The sequence below is a fragment of the Ramlibacter sp. genome (assembly GCF_028291745.1).
GTDB lineage: Bacteria > Pseudomonadota > Gammaproteobacteria > Burkholderiales > Burkholderiaceae_C > Ramlibacter.
In genome coordinates this window covers 16,511-31,179 of the sequence record NZ_JAQGNQ010000028.1, presented here as the reverse complement: position 1 = coordinate 31,179, position 14,669 = coordinate 16,511, and the positions used below count along the sequence as shown (strand labels likewise).

Below are 14,669 nucleotides of genomic sequence, written 5' to 3'. Positions count from 1 at the left end.
CTCCGCGCAACCCACCCTATAAGCGACTCCGTACGGTGGGATGCCGAAGGCACACCACCTTTCGGCCCTCATCAAGACAGCCGCGCGTCCACCGGCTCCAGCGGGGGTGGCAACTCGGTCTCGCCCAGGGCCTCCCGCAGGTTGATCTCGATCTCGCGACACAAGGCATCGAGCGCCAGGTGGTTCTCCGCGGTGCCGAAGGGCTCCTCGATCTCGTCGCCCAGCGCGTCCAGGCCGAAGAAGGTATAGGCCACGATCGCCACCACGAACGGGGTCATGAAGCGCACCGTATCCACCAGGCCGAAGGGCAGCAGGAAGCAATAGAGCCAGGCGGTGCGGTGCAGCAGCAGCGTGTAGGGGAAGGGGATGGGCGTGTTCCTGATGCGCTCGCAGCCGGCCGCCACCGCCGCCATGCCGGACAGGCTCTGGTCCATTTCGGCGGCCACGGGCGCGTCCACCCGCCCCGCGCGCAGGAGCGCGCCCAGCTCTTCGCCGTTGCGCCTGAGCAGCCAGTCGACCGGGCGGCGCGCGGCGGCGCAGGCCTGCGCCTCGTCGTGCGGCAGCAGGCGGGCGAGATCGGCGGCCGCATCGCTGCCGCGCAACTGGTGGCGCAGGCACGAGGAGAACGCCACCGTGCGCAGGATCATCAGGCGCCGCGGGTCACGCGCGTCGCCCGGCCCGACCGCGGCGTCGAAGCGCAGCAGCGTCTGCACCTGCCGCGCGAAACTGCGCGAGCGGTGCACCAGGTCGCCCCACAGCCGGCGCCCCTCCCAGTAGCGGTCATAGGCGGTGCTGTTGCGGAATCCCAGGAAGATCGCCAGCGCCAGGCCCATGAGCGAGAAGGGCACGGCGGTCAGCGTGATCTTCCACTGGTAGACGAACCCGTGCGTCAGCGTCACGAGCAGGGCGACCCCGGTGCAGGTGGCCAGTTCCGCGGCGATGCGCGGCAGGATCGAGCCGCGCAGGATGTAGAACAGCTGGAGGCCGCGCGGGCGGTCACGGACGATCACGCTGGCAGGCCTCGCTTCACCATGGCAGTACCATCGGTAGGTTTGAACAAATGCACCGGCAGGCCGACATGCACCCCGCGGAAGAAGTACACCCCCGGCAGCCCGATGTGCTGGCGGCCATCCGCGGCGACCTGGCCGATACCCGCGGCTGGCTGGCACGCGTGGTCGTGCTTGCTTTTGCCGCGCTGGCCGGGGCCAGCGTGGTGGCATTCACCGCCCTGTGCAACCTGGCGCTCGGCGGGTTCACCGGCGCGAGCCAGCGCTGGCCCTGGTTGCCCTTCCTGGCAACGCCGCTGCTCTGCGCGTCCATCGTCTGGTGCACCGTGCGATTCTTTCCCGGCGCCGCCGGTTCGGGGATCCCGCAAGTCATGGTCGCGCTACAGGACGGCGTCAGTCCCGCCGCGCGTCGAAGGTTCGTGTCGCTGCGATTGTCGCTCGCCAAGATCGTCCTGACGGCGGCCGGCCTGCTGGGCGGGCTGGCCATCGGCCGCGAGGGGCCGTCCGTGCAGGTTGCCGCGGGCGTGATGATGCATGCCCGGCGCTGGTTGCCGCGCAAGGCGGGCATCAACCCGAACGCGCTGCTCGTGGCGGGCGGTGCCGCCGGCATCGCGGCCGCCTTCAATGCGCCGCTCGCGGGCATCATGTTCGCGATCGAGGAACTGACGCGGCGCATCGAGACGCGCAGCAGCGGGCTGGTGATCGCGGCCATCGTGCTCGCTGGCGTGGTCGGCATCTCGGTCTTCGGCAACTCCGCGTATTTCGGCGTGATCCGGGTGCCGGCGCTGGAGGCGTCCTTCATTGGCCCGGCGCTGCTGGTGGTGCTGGCCAGCGGGCTGCTGGGCGGCTTCTTCTCGCGCCTGCTGTACGCCTCGCTGGCGGGCCGGGCGGATGCGGTGAGCCGCTGGCGGGCGCGTCATCCGGTGGCGTTCGCAGCCGCTTGCGGACTGGGCATCGCCGTGGTGGGTGCGGTCAGCGGCGGCACCACCTTCGGCAGCGGCTATGCCTCCACGCGCAGCCTGCTGGAGGGCCACGCGGACGTGCCCTTCCTGTACGTGACGCTGCGCCTGGTCGCCACCTGGCTGGCCCTCTGGTCGGGCGTGCCCGGCGGGCTGTTCGCTCCTTCGCTGGCGATCGGAGCCGGCATCGGCGCCGACATCGGCCTCTTCATGGGCTGGGATGCGCGCACGCCGGCGCTGATCGCGCTGGGCATGGCCGGATTCCTGGCGGCGGTGACGCAGGCGCCGATGACCGCCTTCATCATCGTCATGGAGATGGTGGACGGCCACGCGATGGTCCTGAGCCTGATGGCCGGCTCGCTCGGTGCCAGCGTGCTGGCGCGCTGGCTGGCGCATCCCCTGTATGGCGCGCTGGCCGCGGCGCAGCGCGCGCGGCTGGCGCAGCAGCCGCAACCGGCCGGCGCACCGGTCGCTGCCGGCGCGGCGCCGGCGCTTACAGCCCCAGGTCGTATTCCACCGTGATCGGGGCGTGGTCGGAAAAGCGCTGCTCCCGGTAGATCGCTTCGCTGCGGGCCAGGTGCGCGATGCCGGGGGTGGCCAGGTGGTAGTCCAGCCGCCAACCCACGTTCTTGGCATAGGCCTGGCCGCGGTTGCTCCACCACGTGTAGCAGGCCTCGGTGGTCTCGGGCTGCAGGTGACGATAAACGTCGACCAGGCCCGTTTCGGTCAACAGTTTTGTCATCCAGGCCCGCTCTTCGGGCAGGAAACCGCTGTTCTTGCGGTTGCCTTTCCAGTTCTTCAGGTCCTTTTCGTGGTGGGCGATGTTGATGTCGCCGCACAGGATGAACTCGCGCTGCGCCTTCAGCGCCACCAGGTGCGGATCGAGCGCGTCGAGGAAGCGGAACTTGGCCTGCTGGCGCTCCTCGCCGGAAGAGCCCGAGGGGAAATAGCAGCTGACGATCGACAGCTTGCGCTGTGGCGTGTCGAAGCGCAGCTCCACATAGCGGCCCTCGGCGTCGAATTCCGCGCAGCCGAAGCCGGCGACCACGTCGCTCGGTTCGTGCCGGCTGAAGGCGCCGACGCCCGAATAACCCTTTTTCTCGGCAAAGTGGAAGTGACCCTTGAGCCCCGCCAGGGCGTCGTATTTACCGTGGACGTCGGCGTGCTGGGCCTTGACTTCCTGCACGCAAATACAATCCGGACTGTGCCGGGCAAGCCAGGCTTCCACGCCCTTGCCGGCGGCGGAGCGGATCCCGTTGAGGTTGAGGCTGGTCAGTTTGAACAAGGACTTTCCCATGGCTACGAGCGACCCGCTGGCGCAGGACTTCGTGGAATTCGCGGTGCAATCCGGCGTGCTGCGCTTCGGCGAGTTCAAGACCAAGGCCGGGCGGCTGTCGCCGTATTTCTTCAATGCCGGCCTGTTCGACGATGGCGCGAAACTCGGGCGGCTGGCGCAATTCTATGCACAGCGCATCCTGGCCTCCGGCATCGCCTTCGACATGCTGTTCGGGCCGGCCTACAAGGGCATCCCGCTCGCGGCGGCGGTGGCCATCGAATTGGCGCGCCTGGGCCGCAACGTGCCTTATGCCTACAACCGCAAGGAAGCCAAGGATCACGGCGAAGGCGGCACGCTGGTGGGCGCGCCGGTGCGCGGGCGCGTGCTGATCGTCGACGACGTGATGTCGGCGGGCACCGCGGCCCGCGAATCGATCGCGCTGATCCAGGCCGCGGGGGCGACGCCGCAGGCGGTGGCCATCGCTCTGGACCGGCAGGAGAAGGCCACCGAGGGCGGGCAGGACGTCGCGTGGAGCGCCGTGCAATTTGTCCGTGACAAAGTGGGCCTGCAGGTGTGCGCGATCGCGCAGTTGGCAGACCTCTTGCTGTACCTTGGCGAGCATGCCGGCGACGAGCTCGGTCGGCACCACTCCAAGGTGCTGGCCTATCGCGATCGCTACGGCGCCGGCTGAAAGGAAAGAGCTTCGATGTTGCGTGTCCTGCATTGCCTGGCCCTCGCCGCGCTGGTGGCTGCGGCGGTGGGCGCGCGCGCGCAGATGGCACCCGGCGGGATCTACGCCTGCGTGGATGCGCAGGGGCGGCACATCACCGCGGACCGGCCGATCGCCGAATGCATGGACCGCGAGCAGAAGCTGCTGAATGGCAGCGGCACGGTGCGCCGCACGGTGCCGCCGTCGCTGACGGCCAGCGAGCGGGCCGAGCGGGACGAGCGCGAGCGCCGCCGCGCCGAGGAAGAGCTGCGCCGCATCGAGGAGCGCCGGCTCGACCGCGCGCTGCTGGGGCGCTATCCCGGCCAGGAGGCGCACGATGCCGAACGCGCCAAGGCGCTGCAGGCGGTGCAGAACGCCATCGACAGCGGCCACCGGCGCACCGCGGAGTTGCGGGAGCAGCGCCGCCGGCTGGACCAGGAGACCGAGTTCTACAAGAGCCCGGCGAAGTGGCCGGCGGGGCTGAAGCACCGGGTCGAGGAAAACCAGCAGCAGATCGAAGCGCAGGAGCGCTTCATCGCTGGGCAGGACGAGGAGCGCCGGCGCGTGAACGCGCGCTTCGACGAGGAGCTCGCGCGGCTGAAGTCGCTGTGGGCGCAGCGGGCGGCGGCAGCTGCGGCGGCGGGAGGGCCGGCGGCTCCTTCGAGGTGAGAAAGCGGGTCCGGCGGCGCGGCAGGGTGGCCTGCCGCCTCGCCCCGGATCACACCCCCAGCTTCTTGCGCAACAAGTCGCCCACCTGCTGCGGGTTCGCCTTGCCCTTGCTCGCCTTCATCGCCTGGCCCACCAGCGCGTTGAAGGCCTTGTCCTTGCCGGCGCGGATCTGTTCGACGTTCGCCGGGTTGGCGGCGATCACCTCGTCGACGATGCCTTCCAGCGCGCCGGCGTCGTTCATCTGCTTGAAGCCCTTGGCCTCGATCACCGCATCCACCTCGCGGCCTTCGCCCGTCCACAGCACGTCGAACACCTGCCGCGCCGCATTGTTGGAAACCGTGCCGTCCTGGATCCGCTTGATCAGCGCAGCCAGCGTGCCTGCGGCCACCGGTGCCTGATCGATCGCGATCTCCTGCGCATTCAACCGCCGTGAGACCTCGCCCATGATCCAGTTGCTGGCCAGTTTCGGCTGGCCGCTTGCCTTGGCCGCTTGCTCGAAGTAGGCCGCCATCGCCTTGCTTTGCGTGACCGTGGTCGCGTCGTACTCCGGCAGCCCGTAGTCGGCCACGAAGCGCGCCGCCATCACGCGCGGCAGCTCGGGCAGCTCGCTCTTCACGCGCTCGACCCACTCCGGCGCGATCACCAGGGGCGGCAGGTCCGGGTCGGGGAAGTAGCGATAGTCCGCCGCGTCTTCCTTGGTGCGCATGGACCGCGTCTCGCCGGTGTCCGGGTCGAACAGCACGGTGGCCTGCTGGATCGCCAGGCCGTCTTCGATCTGCTCGATCTGCCAGCGCACCTCGAAGTCGATCGCCTCCTTCATGAACTTGAAGGAGTTCAGGTTCTTGATCTCGCGGCGCGTGCCCAGGGGCTGCCCCGGCTTGCGCACCGACACGTTGGCGTCGCAGCGGAAGCTGCCTTCCTGCATGTTGCCGTCGCAGATGCCGATCCAGGTGACGATCTTGTGCAGCTCCTTGGCATAGGCCACCGCCTCGTCGGAAGAGCGCATGTCCGGCTCGGTGACGATCTCCAGCAGCGGCGTGCCCGCGCGATTGAGGTCGATGCCCGATTGCCCGACAAAGTCTTCGTGCAGCGACTTGCCCGCGTCTTCCTCGAGGTGGGCGCGCACCAGGCGCACCGACTTCTTCTCTTCGCCCAGATAGAACTCGATGTTGCCCCCCTGCACCACCGGGATCTCGAATTGCGAAATCTGGTAGCCCTTGGGCAGGTCCGGATAGAAGTAGTTCTTGCGCGCGAAGATGCTGCGCGGCGCCACCTGCGCACCGATGGCGAGGGCGAAGCGGATCGCGCGTTCGACGGCGCCCACGTTCATCACCGGCAAGGTGCCGGGCAGCGCCAGGTCCACCGGCGAGGCCTGCGTGTTGGGCTCGGCGCCGAAGCGCGTCGGGCTGCGGCTGAAGATCTTGCTTTCGGTGGAAAGCTGGCTGTGGGTCTCGAAGCCGATGACGACTTCGTAGCCTTGAATGAGCTTGCTCATTTCAAAACCCCTCCGGCTTGCGCAGATGGAAATCGGTCGCCTGCTGGAACCGGTGCGCCGCATTCAGCAGCTTCGCCTCGCCGAAGTAGTTGCCGATCAACTGCAGTCCCACCGGCATGCCGCCCGCGCCGAAGCCCGCCGGGATGCTCATGCCGGGCAGGCCCGCCAGCGAGCCGGGGAGCGTGAAGATGTCGGCCAGGTAATCGGCCACCGGGTCGCCACCGTGTTCGCCGAGCTTCCACGCCACGCTGGGCGCCACCGGCCCGGCGATCACGTCGCATTGCCTGAAGGCCTGCTGGAAGTCGTCGGCGATCATGCGGCGGATCTTCTGGGCCTGCAGGTAATAGGCGTCGTAGTAGCCGTGCGAGAGCACGTAGGTGCCGATCATGATGCGCGCCTTGACCTCGTCGCCGAAGCCCTCGGCGCGCGTGCGCTTGTACATCTCCAGCAGGTCGCCGTAGTGCTGTGCGCGATGCCCGAACTTCACGCCATCGAAGCGCGAGAGATTGGAGCTCGCCTCCGCCGGCGCGATGATGTAGTACACCGGGATGGCCAGCTCGGTGCGCGGCAGCGAGATCTCCACGCGCTTGGCACCCAGCTTCTCGTACTGCTGCAGCGCCGCGTCGATCGCCGCGCGCACGTCGGCCGTCACGCCCTCGGCAAAGAACTCCTTCGGCACGCCGATGCGCAGGCCCTCCAGCGATCCGTTCAGCGAACGCGTGAAGTCTTCGGCCGGCACGTCGAGCGAGGTCGAATCGCGGTCGGGGTCGGGCCCGCACAGCGCCGACAGCAGCAGCGCGCAATCTTCGGCCGTGCGCGCCATCGGGCCCGCCTGGTCGAGGCTCGATGCGTAGGCGATCATTCCGTAGCGCGAGGCGCGGCCGTACGTGGGCTTGATCCCCGTGATGCCGCAAAAGGACGCGGGCTGGCGGATCGAGCCGCCGGTGTCGGTGCCCGTGGCCGCCGGCGCCAGGCGCGCCGCGACAGCGACCGCACTGCCGCCCGACGAACCACCCGGAATGCGGCTCGTGTCCCACGGGTTCTTCGCCACGCCGTAGGCGGAGTTTTCGTTGGACGAACCCATGGCGAATTCGTCGCAATTCAGTTTGCCCAGCGTGACCATGCCGGCCTCGGCCAGCTTGCGCACCACGGTGGCGTCGAAGGGCGAGCGATAGCCTTCCAGCATCTTGGAGCCGGCCGTGCTCGGGAAGTCCTGGGTGACGAAGATGTCCTTGTGCGCGATCGGCACGCCCAGCAGCGGCGCGCTCTCGCCAGCGGCGATGCGTGCATCGGCGGCACGCGCCTGCGCCAGCGTCACGGCTTCGTCGGTCGCCAGGTACGCACCAAGCGATGCGTGCTTGCTGCCGCGGGCGAGAAAGTGTTGCGCCGCCTCCACCGCGGACACTTCCCTGGCCTTGAGTCTTTTCCCTAGCTCGGCGACCGAGAGTTCGTGCAATGCCCCGCTCATTCGATCACCTTGGGAACCAGGAACAGGCCGCGCTCCACCGCCGGCGCGCTCTGCTGGTTGGCTTCGCGCCGGTTCGGCTCGCTGGCGACGTCCTCGCGCAGGCGCAATGCCACGTCCTGCACCGCGGCCACCGGGTGGGTCAGCGGCGCCACGCCGGAGGTATCGACCGCGCGCATCTTCTCCACGATGGCGAAGAAGCCGTTGATCTGTGCGAGCATGCGCTCGCTCTCTTGCGGCTGCAGTTCGAGCCGGGCCAGGTTGGCGATGCGCGCTATGTCTTGGGCGTTGAGGGACATGGTGGAAATCGGTGTCGTGCCATAACGAGATGTAACCTTCGCGGGCTGGCGCAGGGGCGGGGCGGCACAGGGGATCGGGTATTATCCCGCCTTCGGCGTGCGGGCCTCCGCCGCCCGGTGCAGCGGCCGCGGAAAGCGGCCGCTTTCGCAGAAGAAACGAGGATTTCCCCCATGTTCGGAGCTTTCCGACGCTACCTGTCCACCGACCTGGCCATCGACCTGGGCACCGCCAACACCCTGATCTTCGTGCGCGACAAGGGTATCGTCCTCGACGAGCCGTCCGTGGTGGCAATCCGCCATGAAGGCGGCCCGCAAGGCAAGAAGTCGATCCAGGCCGTCGGCCACGAAGCCAAGGCAATGCTGGGCAAGGTGCCGGGCAACATCGAAGCCATCCGCCCGATGAAGGACGGCGTGATCGCGGACTTCACGGTGACCGAGCAGATGCTCAAGCAGTTCATCAAGATGGTCCATCCGCGGTCCGTCCTGAAGCCCAGCCCCCGCATCATCATCTGCGTGCCCTGCGGCTCCACCCAGGTGGAGCGCCGCGCCATTCGCGAGTCGGCCCTGGGTGCCGGCGCGAGCGAGGTGTACCTGATCGAGGAGCCCATGGCCGCGGCCATCGGCGCCGGCCTGCCGGTCTCCGAAGCCTCCGGCTCCATGGTCGTCGACATCGGCGGCGGCACCACCGAGGTGGGCGTGATCTCGCTCGGCGGCATGGTCTACAAGGGCAGCGTGCGGGTGGGCGGCGACAAGTTCGACGAAGCCATCATCAGCTACATCCGCCGCAACTACGGCATGCTGATCGGCGAGCCCACCGCCGAAAGCATCAAGAAGCAGATCGGTTCCGCCTTCCCCGGCAGCGAGGTGAAGGAGATGGAAGTCAAGGGCCGCAACCTCTCCGAGGGCGTGCCGCGCAGTTTCACCATCAGCTCCAACGAAATCCTCGAGGCACTGACCGACCCGCTCAACAACATCGTCTCGGCCGTGAAGAACGCGCTGGAACAGACGCCCCCCGAACTGGGCGCCGACATTGCCGAGCGCGGCATGATGCTCACCGGCGGCGGTGCGCTGCTGCGCGACCTCGACCGCCTGCTGGCCGAGGAAACGGGCCTGCCCGTGCTGGTCGCCGAAGACCCGCTGACCTGCGTCGTCCGCGGCTGTGGCATTGCGCTGGAACGGATGGAACGGCTGGGCTCGATCTTCACCAGCGAATGACGAATGCCGAATGATCAGGGCCGCGCCTGGCGCGCGGCTCTGGACGACACGCCTGCCGCGTCAGGCATGACAATATCCGGGCCTTTGTCATTTCGTCAGCGCGCGAAGCGAAGTCACTTGTCATGCCCTTAGGCACCCTCGACCGCACCCCGCCACCCTTCTTCAAGCAAGGACCGTCGGCGCTCTCCAAGCTCATGGTCTGCAGCGCGCTGGCGCTGTTCCTGATGGTGGCCGACTCGCGTTTTCGCATCACGCAGCCGGTGCGCGCCGCGGTGGCGACCGTGCTGTTCCCGATCCAGTGGATCGCCCTCTGGCCCGTCAAGGGCGTGCAGGGAGTGCAGACGTACCTCACCTCGCTGAACACCGCCTTGCACAACGAAGAGATCGCGCACCAGAAGCTGTTGCTGATGTCGCAGCGCGCCAACCAGGTGGAGCAGCTGGCCAACGAGAACGCGCAGCTGCGCAAGCTGCTCGGCCTGCGCGAACGCCTCAATTCCCCCTCGCTGGCCGCCGAAGTTCTCTACGACGCGGCCGACCCGTACACCCGCAAGGTGGTGATCGACAAGGGGCTGGCGCAGGGCGTCGAAGCCGGCTCGCCGGTGATCGACGAATCGGGCGTGCTCGGCCAGGTCACGCGCGTGCACCCGCTGATTGCCGAGGTGACGCTGGTCACCGATTCGGACCAGGCCATTCCCGTGGTGAACACCCGCACCGGCACCCGCGGCATCGTTTACGGCGACGCCGGCCGCTTCGGCAGCGGCGGGCTCGAATTGCGCTACATGGCCGCCAATGCCGACGTGCAGGTCAACGACCTGCTGACCACCAGCGGGGTCGACGGGGTGTACCCGGCGGGCATCCCGGTGGCGAAGGTCGCCAAGGTCGAGCGGCGGCCCGATTCGGCCTTTGCCAAGATCGTCTGCTACCCGCAGTCGCACGTGGATGGCGCGCGGCACGTGATGGTGCTCAGGTCGCTGCTGGCGCAGATGCCGCCGCGGCCGGCCCCTGAAGACCCCGCTCCGCTGCAAAAGCGCGGCCGCAAGTGAGGAGCCCGACTAATCAGTTGGGGTCAGAGCACAATTTGCTTGCGCAAATTCGTGATCTGACCCCAAGGAACTAGCATGATCATGCGCCCCGGGCAGCCGCTGCTGCTGCCCGCCAATCCGTTCTTCATCTGGTTCACGCTGATCCTGGCGCTGATGGTGAACATGCTGCCGTTCGGCCGGGTGCCCTGGATGCCCGACGTGCTGGCGATCGCCCTGGTGTTCTGGAGCGTGCACCAGCCCCAGCGCATCGGCGTGGTGGCCGCCTTCCTGTTCGGGCTGGCCGTCGACGTGCACCAGACCTCATTGCTGGGCCAGCACGCGCTGGCGTACACGACGCTGAGCTACTTCGCGATCACCATCCACCGCCGGCTGCTGTGGTTCAAGGTGCCCTCGCAGGCGATGCAAGTGCTGCCGCTGTTCCTGGCCGCGCACGGGATCGAACTCGTCATCCGGCTGCTGGCCGGCGGCGCCTTTCCCGGCCCCAGCTTCCTGCTGGCCCCCGTGCTGGAAGCCGCACTTTGGCCGGTCGTGAGCGTCTTGTTGCTGATGCCGCAACGCAGGGCGCCGGATCCGGACGAGAATAGGCCCCTCTGACACCTTGTGGGTCAGATCACGAATTTGCGCAGCAACGCGACAAAGACCTTGCGGGTCAGATCACGAATTTGCGCAGCAAATTGTGCTCTGACCCCAACTGACTAGTGTGTTGGGGAGTCATGACCGAACTACGCAACGTCGAACAGGAACTCTCCCGCTTCCGCGGCCGCGTGCTCGCCGCGTGTGTCGCCGTGCTGGTGTGTTTCATGCTGCTGTCCGCGCGGCTGGTCTACCTGCAGATCGTGCGCCACGAGGACCTGGACGAACAGGCCGAGGCCAACCGCACGGCCATCGTGCCAATCGTGCCGAACCGCGGCCTGATCCTCGACCGCAACGGCATCGTGCTGGCCAGCAACTACTCGGCCTACACGCTCGAGATCACGCCCTCGCGCCTGACGCGCCCGCTCGAAGCCGAGATCGACGACCTGTCCAAGGTCATCGAGATCCAGAGCCGCGACCGCCGCCGCTTCAAGAAGCTGCAGGAGGAGGGCAAGAGCATCGACTCGATCCCGATCCGCACCAAGCTGACCGACGAAGAGGTGGCGCGCTTCACCGTGCAGCGCTTCCGCTTCCCCGGGGTCGAAATCAAGGCGCGCCTGTTCCGCAACTACCCGTGGGGCGAACTCGCCAGCCACGCGATCGGCTATATCGGCCGCATCAACCAGCCCGAGAAGAAGCAGATCGAGGACTGGGACGAGGACGAGCAGGCCAACTACCGCGGCACCGAATACATCGGCAAGCTGGGGGTGGAGCAAAGCTTCGAGAAGACGCTGCACGGCATCACCGGGGTCGAACAGGTCGAGACTTCCGCCGGCGGCCACGCGGTGCGCAAGCTGGCGTCGACGCCGGCGACGCCCGGCAACACCGTCAAGCTGTCGATCGACATCAAGCTGCAGAAGCTGGTGGAAGATCTGTATGGGGACCGGCGCGGCGCCCTGGTGGCGATCGATCCGCGCAACGGCGAGATCCTCGCCTTCGTCAGCAAGCCCACCTTCGACCCGAACCTGTTCGTCGACGGCATCGACCAGGAGAACTGGGCGACGCTGAACGAGTCGATCGACAAGCCGCTGCTCAATCGCGCCTTGCGCGGCACCTATCCGCCCGGCTCCACCTACAAGCCCTTCATGGCGCTCGCGGCGCTGGAGACCGGCAAGCGCCGGCCCGAGCAGGCGATCAACGACCCCGGCTACTTCTGGTTCGGCAACCACCAGTTCCGCGACGACAAGCCGGGCGGCCACGGTGTGATCGACATGTACCGCTCGATCGTGCTGTCCTGCGACACCTACTACTACATGGTGGCCAACGACATGGGCGTGGACCTGATCCACGAGCAGTTGTCCAAGTTCGGCTTCGGCGATCTCACCGGCATCGACATCCAGGGCGAGTCCAAGGGCCTGCTGCCGTCGACGGAGTGGAAGCGCAAGGCCTACAAGCGGCCCGAGCAGCAGAAGTGGTATGCCGGCGAGACCATCTCGCTGGGCATCGGCCAGGGCTACAACAACTTCACGATGCTGCAGATCGCCAGTGCGGTGGGCACCATCGCCAACCAGGGCGCGCGCATGAAGCCGCACCTGGTCAAGGAAGTGGTGGACGTGGTCACCAAGGAGAGCAAGCCGGTCGCGCCGCAGCAGCTGGGCCAGCTCACCGCCAAGCCGGAGAACCTGGCGGTGATCCGGCGCGCGATGCAGGGCGTGAACATCGAGGGCACGTCCGCGGCGGCCTTCAAGGGCGCTGGCTATACCAGCGGCGGCAAGACCGGCACCGCGCAGGTGCTGACCATCGCCCAGGGGGCCAAGTACAACGCCTCGCAGACCGAGGAACGCCATCGCGACCACGCGCTGTACGAGGCCTATGCGCCGGCCGAGGAGCCGAGGATCGCGCTGGCCATGATCGTCGAGAACGCCGGCTGGGGCGCCTCGGTGGCCGCACCGATCGCCCGCCGGGTGTTCGACTATTACCTGCAGGGCATCTACCCCAGCGAGGAAGACATCGCCCAGGTGCAGCAGGGCAAGGCGACCACGCCGGTCGGTACTCCGCGTTCCGCCGAAGCGGCCTGGCCGCCGTCCAACGGCGGCGGCACGGCGCCGGGCGCGATGCCCTCCGCCAGTGCCGCGATGCAGATGGCGTCCGTGCCGCAGCAGCAGACGGTGGCCGCCGCCTTCACGCCGAACAACAGCGGCATCGCCGCGGCCTTCGCACCGGGCACGGTCGGCACGCCCACGGCGGGCACGACCTGGGTGCCACGCTGGCGTCCCGAGCTGGCCGGGATCCCGGTCGCTGCTGCGCCATCGGCGACGCCTGCCATGGCGGCAGCCTCGGCGGCCAGGCTGCGGGTGGCGGCCGGTGCGCGGCATCCGTCACCCCAGCGTCCGGTGCCGCAGCAGCCCGTGGCGGCCAACAGCATGCCGGTGGCCTTCAAGGCGCCGCCGGAACCGTCCCCGGAAACTCCGGCCACTCCTGCGGCACCGAACGAGTGATCCCGGCGGCTTGCAGCAGCCAGCCGCTCACCGCCTCCGGCATCGCCAGCACATGGGCCGGGAAGCGTCCGGCCGGAAAGCCGACATGGCCCCCTTGCGCCGGCTGCCATAGCGTCACGCAAGGCCCGACCTCCTCCACGCGCGGCAGGCTGGCCGCCGGCACGAAGGGATCGTTGCCGGCGTTGAGCGCAAGCGCCGGAATGCGGATGCGGTGCAGGTGCGGCTTGGCCGAGCCCCGCGACCAGTAGTCCTCGGTGCTGGTGAAGCCGTGCACGGGCGCGGTGAAGATGCGATCGAACTCGTAGAGGTCGCGGGCCTGCAGCAGGGCCTCGCGATCGAACAGGCCCGGGTGCTGCGCCCACTTGCCCAGCGCCTTCGGTTTCATCGTGCGCAGGAACATGGTCGTGTAGACGGCGCGATTGAAGCCGCGGCCGATGGCCTGGCCGCCCGCCGTGAGATCCAGCGGCGAGCACACCGCCGCCACCGCCGCCACGTTCTGCGAAGCCGCAGCGCCCGCCTCCGCCGCCCAGCGCAGCAACGCATTGCCGCCAAGCGACACGCCGACCGCGACGACCGGACCGGCATGGCGCGCGCGCAGCTGCGCCATGATCCAGCCGATCTCCTCGTGGTCACCGGAGTGGTAGGCCCGGGGCGCCAGGTTGATCTCGCCGCTGCAGCCGCGGAAATGCGGCACCGCGTAGCCGAGCTTGCCGCGCCGGGCGACGTCCGCGAAGGCCTCGGCATAGTGGCTGCGCGAGGAGCCCTCGAGGCCGTGGAACAGCACCAGGAGAGGCCGCTGCGCGGACACCTCGCTGGCCAGGAAATCGACGTCGACGAAATCGCCGTCCGGCGTGGTCCAGCGTTCGCGCCGATAGGCCGGCACCGGGCCGCGCGTGCGCCTGGCCATGAGGGCCGGCCAGATCGTCTGCAGGTTGCCGCCCGGCAGCCACCACGGGGCGCCGTAGGCTTGAATGAAGTTGCTAGTGGAGGATTGCTGGCGCATCCGATACTTCCTGGATCTCGCTCGTCGTTCCCGGGCTGGCATGGTGGGCCACCAGCCGCCAGCCCTGGGCCGTGCGGTGGTAGACATTGGTGGCAATCACCCACGCATTGGCGGGGCCGGTGCTGCCGAGCACCTCGACGCGTTCCAGCACGTTGTGCACGCTGCTGCCCACCGCGACCGTCTTGCGCACCCGCTCGGGCCAGGCGCGCACCGAGCCGCCCTCGACGAACATCGCCTCGAAGGTGGCGCGGATGGCGGTGGCGCCCACCACCCGCGGGCCGCCGGGGTGGATGCAGAAGATGTCGTCCTCGTCGGCCCAGCAGGCCATGAGCCGGTCGATGTCGCCGCGCTGCAGGGCATCGTAGAAGGCCGCCTCGATTTCGTCGGCGTCGCCCTCGAGGTGGGCCTGCTGGAGTTTGGACTTGCGCATGGTGGCTGCCGCCATTGTGCCGAAGGCG

Annotated in this window: 14 protein-coding genes; 7 read left to right on the top strand and 7 right to left on the bottom strand. The window is 68.4% G+C overall.

What is annotated here, in order from left to right; translation table 11 throughout:
- Window positions 1-71: 71 nt before the first annotated feature.
- Window positions 72-1,010 carry a bestrophin family protein gene (locus JWP60_RS04460; RefSeq protein WP_299786876.1) on the bottom strand — a complete coding sequence of 313 codons (939 nt, stop codon included), beginning with the start codon at window positions 1,008-1,010 and terminating at the stop codon, window positions 72-74.
- 50 nt (window positions 1,011-1,060) lie between these two features.
- Between JWP60_RS04460 and JWP60_RS04455 the strand changes: the two genes are divergently transcribed.
- Window positions 1,061-2,488, top strand: coding sequence for a chloride channel protein (locus tag JWP60_RS04455; protein ID WP_299786873.1), 1,428 nt, complete (start codon window positions 1,061-1,063; stop codon window positions 2,486-2,488).
- On the opposite strand, the gene JWP60_RS04450 is transcribed toward JWP60_RS04455, so the two are convergent.
- Window positions 2,460-3,251 carry an exodeoxyribonuclease III gene (locus tag JWP60_RS04450; protein WP_299786870.1) on the bottom strand — a complete coding sequence of 264 codons (792 nt, stop codon included), beginning with the start codon at window positions 3,249-3,251 and terminating at the stop codon, window positions 2,460-2,462. The genes JWP60_RS04455 and JWP60_RS04450 overlap by 29 nt on opposite strands.
- A gap of 10 nt (window positions 3,252-3,261) precedes the next feature.
- On the opposite strand from JWP60_RS04450, the gene pyrE reads away from it, so the two are divergent.
- Window positions 3,262-3,933 carry an orotate phosphoribosyltransferase gene (gene pyrE / locus JWP60_RS04445; protein ID WP_299786867.1) on the top strand — a complete coding sequence of 224 codons (672 nt, stop codon included), beginning with the start codon at window positions 3,262-3,264 and terminating at the stop codon, window positions 3,931-3,933.
- 15 nt (window positions 3,934-3,948) lie between these two features.
- Complete coding sequence (locus tag JWP60_RS04440) at window positions 3,949-4,620, top strand: DUF4124 domain-containing protein (protein ID WP_299786864.1); 672 nt, start codon at window positions 3,949-3,951, stop codon at window positions 4,618-4,620.
- A gap of 49 nt (window positions 4,621-4,669) precedes the next feature.
- Here JWP60_RS04440 and gatB read toward each other — a convergent pair whose 3' ends face one another.
- Genes gatB through gatC form a run of 3 tightly spaced genes read right to left on the bottom strand, consistent with a single transcriptional unit; the run spans window position 4,670 to window position 7,879 of the window.
- Entirely contained in the window at window positions 4,670-6,115 is a 1,446-nt protein-coding gene (gatB, locus tag JWP60_RS04435) for an Asp-tRNA(Asn)/Glu-tRNA(Gln) amidotransferase subunit GatB (protein WP_299786861.1), read from the bottom strand.
- Between the two features lies 1 nt (window position 6,116).
- Window positions 6,117-7,583 carry an Asp-tRNA(Asn)/Glu-tRNA(Gln) amidotransferase subunit GatA gene (gatA, locus tag JWP60_RS04430; RefSeq protein ID WP_299786858.1) on the bottom strand — a complete coding sequence of 489 codons (1,467 nt, stop codon included), beginning with the start codon at window positions 7,581-7,583 and terminating at the stop codon, window positions 6,117-6,119.
- A complete protein-coding gene (gene gatC, locus JWP60_RS04425) occupies window positions 7,580-7,879 on the bottom strand; it encodes an Asp-tRNA(Asn)/Glu-tRNA(Gln) amidotransferase subunit GatC (protein ID WP_299786855.1) in 300 nt (99 codons plus the stop codon). Before gatC ends, gatA begins: the two co-directional genes overlap by 4 nt.
- Before the next feature lie 171 nt (window positions 7,880-8,050).
- Between gatC and JWP60_RS04420 the strand changes: the two genes are divergently transcribed.
- From JWP60_RS04420 to mrdA, 4 genes are all read left to right on the top strand, one after another.
- Complete coding sequence (locus tag JWP60_RS04420; protein WP_169422959.1) at window positions 8,051-9,094, top strand: rod shape-determining protein; 1,044 nt, start codon at window positions 8,051-8,053, stop codon at window positions 9,092-9,094.
- 122 nt (window positions 9,095-9,216) lie between these two features.
- On the top strand, window positions 9,217-10,137 hold the full coding sequence (mreC, locus tag JWP60_RS04415; RefSeq protein ID WP_299786847.1) for a rod shape-determining protein MreC: 921 nt from the start codon (window positions 9,217-9,219) through the stop codon (window positions 10,135-10,137).
- A 75-nt stretch (window positions 10,138-10,212) separates the two neighbouring features.
- Window positions 10,213-10,731 (top strand): rod shape-determining protein MreD, encoded by a 519-nt coding sequence (gene mreD / locus JWP60_RS04410; protein ID WP_299786844.1) that lies wholly within the window; start codon window positions 10,213-10,215, stop codon window positions 10,729-10,731.
- Between the two features lie 119 nt (window positions 10,732-10,850).
- Window positions 10,851-13,208 carry a penicillin-binding protein 2 gene (mrdA, locus tag JWP60_RS04405; RefSeq protein ID WP_299786841.1) on the top strand — a complete coding sequence of 786 codons (2,358 nt, stop codon included), beginning with the start codon at window positions 10,851-10,853 and terminating at the stop codon, window positions 13,206-13,208.
- Here the strand turns inward: mrdA and JWP60_RS04400 are convergent.
- Together JWP60_RS04400 and JWP60_RS04395 are read right to left on the bottom strand one after the other, a co-directional pair.
- Window positions 13,147-14,211 (bottom strand): alpha/beta fold hydrolase, encoded by a 1,065-nt coding sequence (locus JWP60_RS04400; RefSeq protein WP_299786838.1) that lies wholly within the window; start codon window positions 14,209-14,211, stop codon window positions 13,147-13,149. The genes mrdA and JWP60_RS04400 overlap by 62 nt on opposite strands.
- Window positions 14,189-14,641, bottom strand: coding sequence for a nuclear transport factor 2 family protein (locus JWP60_RS04395; protein ID WP_299786835.1), 453 nt, complete (start codon window positions 14,639-14,641; stop codon window positions 14,189-14,191). The genes JWP60_RS04400 and JWP60_RS04395 overlap by 23 nt, the downstream gene beginning before the upstream one ends.
- Between the last annotated feature and the right edge of the window lie 28 nt (window positions 14,642-14,669).

Coding starts and splice junctions, on each gene's coding strand:
- JWP60_RS04455 (WP_299786873.1), top strand. CDS start 1,061: ATGCACCGGCAGGCCGACATGCACCCCGCGGAAGAAGTACACCCCCGG.
- pyrE (WP_299786867.1), top strand. CDS start 3,262: ATGGCTACGAGCGACCCGCTGGCGCAGGACTTCGTGGAATTCGCGGTG.
- JWP60_RS04440 (WP_299786864.1), top strand. CDS start 3,949: ATGTTGCGTGTCCTGCATTGCCTGGCCCTCGCCGCGCTGGTGGCTGCG.
- gatB (WP_299786861.1), bottom strand. CDS start 6,115: ATGAGCAAGCTCATTCAAGGCTACGAAGTCGTCATCGGCTTCGAGACC.
- gatA (WP_299786858.1), bottom strand. CDS start 7,583: ATGAGCGGGGCATTGCACGAACTCTCGGTCGCCGAGCTAGGGAAAAGA.
- gatC (WP_299786855.1), bottom strand. CDS start 7,879: ATGTCCCTCAACGCCCAAGACATAGCGCGCATCGCCAACCTGGCCCGG.
- JWP60_RS04420 (WP_169422959.1), top strand. CDS start 8,051: ATGTTCGGAGCTTTCCGACGCTACCTGTCCACCGACCTGGCCATCGAC.
- mreC (WP_299786847.1), top strand. CDS start 9,217: ATGCCCTTAGGCACCCTCGACCGCACCCCGCCACCCTTCTTCAAGCAA.
- mreD (WP_299786844.1), top strand. CDS start 10,213: ATGATCATGCGCCCCGGGCAGCCGCTGCTGCTGCCCGCCAATCCGTTC.
- mrdA (WP_299786841.1), top strand. CDS start 10,851: ATGACCGAACTACGCAACGTCGAACAGGAACTCTCCCGCTTCCGCGGC.
- JWP60_RS04400 (WP_299786838.1), bottom strand. CDS start 14,211: ATGCGCCAGCAATCCTCCACTAGCAACTTCATTCAAGCCTACGGCGCC.
- JWP60_RS04395 (WP_299786835.1), bottom strand. CDS start 14,641: ATGCGCAAGTCCAAACTCCAGCAGGCCCACCTCGAGGGCGACGCCGAC.